Genomic DNA, 4,270 nt, shown 5'->3' on the forward strand with positions numbered 1-4,270 from the left:
TCATCTGCAGTCGCACGCGATCGCGAGCGGTGGGCGGGGATAGGTGTGAATAAGAGACAGGTGGTGAACAGGCGCTGGATCTCATTGCGGGACAGCGGGATCAGGTCGGTCGGCCCGGGACTGCGGGCGTGTTCGTCGGCACGCGCGACGGCCAGGAAGGCGTGGGCGAGCAGAGCGAGGGTGACCCGGCGGCTCCAGGAGGGGTAACGGCGGACTTGGTGCTCCTCGAGTCCCGCCAGCCCTTTCCCGGTCTGGAAGGTCTCTTCCACCCGCCATCTGGAGCCGGCGACCCGCACCAGCTCGGTCAGCGGCATGGGTGGGGGTGAGTAGCAGCGGTAGGGGGCGGGTTCGCCTGTGTCGTAGTTGCGGCGTATCAGCAGTTGGCGACTCCCGGGTCGGGGGTCGGCGAGGAGGTCGATGACTGCCCAGTCGTGGAAGCGGTGGCCCCTGGCCCCGGCCCCTGCGGGGAGCTTCTGCCAGGCTCCCATGGGTACCTTCCTGGCCTGCGTGTCCGCACGGAACTTCCCCGCACCGGTAGCGGCTCCGTGCGAGCCGGCCACCGTGAGGACGTAGCCGGAGCCGCGTTCCTCCGGTGCGGTTCGCGGCTTGGCATTGCCGCCGTAGACCTCGTCGCCGGCAACCCATGCGACTTGGTGGCCCGCGTCCAGGAACCGGGCACCCATGCGAGTGGCCAGTTCCGGCTTGGTGGCCAAGGAGGTTTTCTCGGCAAGGCCCGCAGCGCGGCAACGGTCGGGGTCGGAGGACCAGGAGCGCGGCAGGTAGAGTTCCCGGTCCACTGCGGCGTGGCCGCGCTGACCTGCGTGGACCAGGTAGACGGCGACTGGGGAGTTTTCGATCCGGCCGGCGGTGCCGGTGTACTGGCGCTGGACGCCGACCGTGTCCACGCCCTTCTTCACGTCGCCGGTCTCGTCGACGACCAGCACCGCCTGTGCGTACGTCGTCGCGGACCTGTCGGCATCCCACTTGGCCCTGCCCGGCAGGTGCTGCATGCCGTCCGGGGTGGTGTCGCCGGTCCGCTCGGTGATGGTCCAGCAGTTCTTGCGCGGCAGGCCGGACAGCACTCCGAGCACCGACTTCCTCGTTCGGCGTCGGGGTTCGACCCGGGTGAACCGACCCGTGACCCGGCCCATGAGGTTGTCGAACGCCTCCTGCCGGCGGGCCAGGTTCCCGTTGGGCGGGGCGGTCACCAGTTGGACGCCGGACGCGGGCGGTTCTTTCACAGGCCCAACTGGTCGCGCATCGCGTCGGCGTCGAGCAGGGCCCAGTGTTCGACGATCCGGCCGTTGCGGACGCAGACCATGTCCAAGCCGAGGACCTCGTAGCGCCGGCCGGAGTCCGTGTGGGTGCCCCGGACGGTGTAACGGTTGACGGAGGTGTCGCCGGAGACGACATTCTGCTCGATCGTCACCGAGACGTCCTGGAATGCACCGCCCGCGCTCGCCTGCTCCCACTTCTGTCGCCAGGCGTCGCGTCCCCGGTGATCGCCTTGGGTGCCTCCCCGGTGGTCGACGACCTCAGGGTCGATCAGTTCCAGGGCGTCCTCGAGCCGGCCTTCCAGGACCTGCGCGTAGCTCTCGACGCAGCGCCGGTGAATCTCTCCCGGTCCTGCGTGCGTAGCGTCTTCTGCTCTCTGCGGCATGCGGAATCTCCTCTGGCGGAGGTACGTGAGGCAGCAAGTGGGGAGTTCCCCGATTGCCGTGTTCGGCTATCGTAACCGGGGAAGTCCCCGATTGACAGGGAGGGTCATGCCCTCGCAGAGCGCCGGAGCTGCGCCGCGTTCGGAACCCCAGCGTCGTCGCCGCGCGGACGCTCAGCGCAACTACGACCTGCTCGTGTCCGCGGCCAGGGACGTCTTCCACGACCAGGGCGTCGATGCCCCGCTTGACGACATCGCCCGCCGGGCCGGCGTCGGCAATGCCACGATGTATCGGCACTTCCCCACACGCCGCGAACTGATCATCGCCGTCTACTCCGAGGAAGTGACCGAACTCAGCGCCCGGAGCCAGTCCCTACTGGCCGAGGAACCTCCCGGCGACGCCCTCTTCCACTGGCTTCAGGAATTCATCGCCCACGTGGCAGCCAAGCGGGAACTGGCGCTGTCGATCACCGATGACCGCACCAGTCAGCGCTCCGTGCTGTTCGACCGCTGGCACCGCTCGATGCACACAGCCGCATCCGCACTGCTGACCCGGGCGCAAGGCGCCGGTGCCGTCCGCACCGACCTCAACGCATCGGAACTACTCACCCTGGCCAACGGAATCGCCCTGACCGCCACCGACGCCACCCAGGCAGAGCGCCTCATCCTCCTGGTCAGACAGGGCACGGAGACCACCTCGACACCAGACGACAGCATCCGCTGAAAGCGGCAAGAACGACGCCGACTTCCGCCGCGCACTCGAACCACGCGCCCTGGACCGCTCCAGCGAGCCACTCAGGCATGAAGATCACGCTCTACAGGTGGACTAACCGGGCGCCAGATGCCCGAACACCTCCGAATTCATCCCCCGCCGCCGTGCCCGGAGCCGTTTCGAGACGGACATCACTTCCGCCGACCCGCTTGCCCTGGGCGGTTGTTCGGGGTGGTTGCGGCGGGGTCTTCGCCGTCGACGTCCGCGTGTGGTTCTGCACCGGCCGGCAGAAACTGCGGCGGCTGTGTGAGGGGCATGGGTCATCAGCGTCGTGGCCCGCCCCCCGCCCCGCTATGCCGGAGTTCGTCGCCTACAGCGCCACCAAGGGGCACTCGATGCCCTCACCCTCAACCCCGTCAAGGACTTGGGGCTGCGGGGTGTCATGGTGAACCTGGTGGTTTCCGGCGTCATCGGTACCGGCGTCAACGCGGCCTGGCTGCGCGGCAATCCCACATGCCGAAGCCCGAGCGGCGTCCCTGGCCGTGCTCGGCCGGATGGGGCAGCCGGAGGACGTGGCCGGCCCCGTGGCCTTCCTCGCGTCCGGCGACGCGCGCTGGATGACCGGCCGGGTGATCGACACGCCAGGCGGCTCCGACTTGTTGACCCTCCCCCCCGGAACGGGAGGTCCGTGGCGTCGGGTCCGGCGGGTGTGCGAGCCGTGCCGCGTGGGAGCGTCGCGTGGATCCGTCACGTACCGCCCTGCATTCCGTGGCCCCGGGGAAGGACGGTGGTGCCAGGAGGCGCTCTCCGGCAGACGAGACCGTGACGGGCGCGGTCCGCTCCGCCGCACGGCCCGCTGGGGGGCCGGATGTGAGTATGTCTGGTCTCATGGCCTGCCGCGCCGGTCAGGTCCGGATTCCGCGAAGCTGTCTCAGCACCAGACGCCGCTGTGGTGACGTGACCGGCGGTGCGCGCGCAGCCAGTTGTCCCCTCCCGGTCCTGCGGGCCGCTCCGGGACCCGGCCGCCGAGGGTCCGGAACATGTCACGGGCCGCGGCTCGCTCACCCGTGAGGTAGAACATCATGGCGAACACGTCGTGCTCCCACACCCAGTAGGGTCCCCGCCGGTAGTCGGGATGCCGGACCGACCGGTCGGCGGCGTCGTGAAGCTGCCGGGTGACAAGGGGATCGCGCAGGTGGCCACCTGCCCGGGGACCTGCGGTGGCCAGCGATTCGAGGTGCGCCTGGGCGACCAGCCCCCCCAGAGGGGTCCCTCCGGGCGCGTGCGTCATCGCCCGGTAGGCAAAGGTGTGCATGGCCTCGTCCGAGCCCCCATGCCGGGCGCCCGCCTGCTGGAGGTACCGCCGGTGCACGCCGACATGTCCCGGCACGCGGCGCACCACCTCGTCGAACAGCTCTCGGGCGGAGCGCGGTCCGGTACCCAGCGCGGTTGCCGCGACGAACAGCCCGGACCAGGGCTCCACCCAGTCCGGCCCACGCTCGGCCACCACCCGCAGCCGTCGCTCCGCGACCGCCAGCGCCTCGGGGTCCGGCCGCTGCTCGGGTGACGGCGCGCACGTGGCGCACCACGCGCCACCGGGATGCTGGGCGCTGCGGATGTGACACGCCGCCGACAGCAGAAGGGCCACGGAGGGCGCCGTGTCGTCGGTGACGACGCCCGGCAGCCACGCCCGCAGCACCGCCGAGTCCCCGAGGCGGCCCAGCAGATGTTCCCGCTCCTCGCCGCTGACCGCCTCCAGACGGGCCTGGATGGTCGGCCACTTCGGCGCGGAACAGCTCTCCGCGGTCATCCTCATGATCGGCCTGACCAACCTTTTCAACCGCGTCAACACCACCATCGAGGAGCCCGCGGGCGCCACCTGGTGACCGGCGTCACCGGCC

Annotated in this window: 5 protein-coding genes; 2 read left to right on the forward strand and 3 right to left on the reverse strand. The window is 70.2% G+C overall.

The genetic code is table 11. The features are described from left to right. Positions 1 to 1,151 (reverse strand): IS701 family transposase (locus BN2279_RS07480; protein ID WP_104530960.1); only part of this gene is annotated, 1,151 nt, incomplete at its 3' end. 86 nt (positions 1,152 to 1,237) lie between these two features. Then, positions 1,238 to 1,660, reverse strand: a complete 423-nt coding sequence (locus tag BN2279_RS07485) for an ester cyclase (protein ID WP_059007714.1) — start codon at positions 1,658 to 1,660, stop codon at positions 1,238 to 1,240. 106 nt (positions 1,661 to 1,766) lie between these two features. Between BN2279_RS07485 and BN2279_RS07490 the strand changes: the two genes are divergently transcribed. Then, a complete protein-coding gene (locus BN2279_RS07490; protein WP_059007716.1) occupies positions 1,767 to 2,381 on the forward strand; it encodes a TetR/AcrR family transcriptional regulator in 615 nt (204 codons plus the stop codon). Positions 2,382 to 2,875: 494 nt separating this feature from the next. After that, positions 2,876 to 3,325, forward strand: coding sequence for an SDR family oxidoreductase (locus BN2279_RS31415; protein WP_079031952.1), 450 nt, complete (start codon positions 2,876 to 2,878; stop codon positions 3,323 to 3,325). Here the strand turns inward: BN2279_RS31415 and BN2279_RS07500 are convergent. Further along, positions 3,301 to 4,270: hypothetical protein (locus tag BN2279_RS07500; protein WP_324612826.1), on the reverse strand; the 970-nt coding region annotated here is incomplete at its 5' end. The genes BN2279_RS31415 and BN2279_RS07500 overlap by 25 nt on opposite strands.

The sequence above is a fragment of the Streptomyces specialis genome, assembly GCF_001493375.1.
Taxonomy (GTDB): Bacteria; Actinomycetota; Actinomycetes; order Streptomycetales; family Streptomycetaceae; genus Streptomyces; species Streptomyces specialis.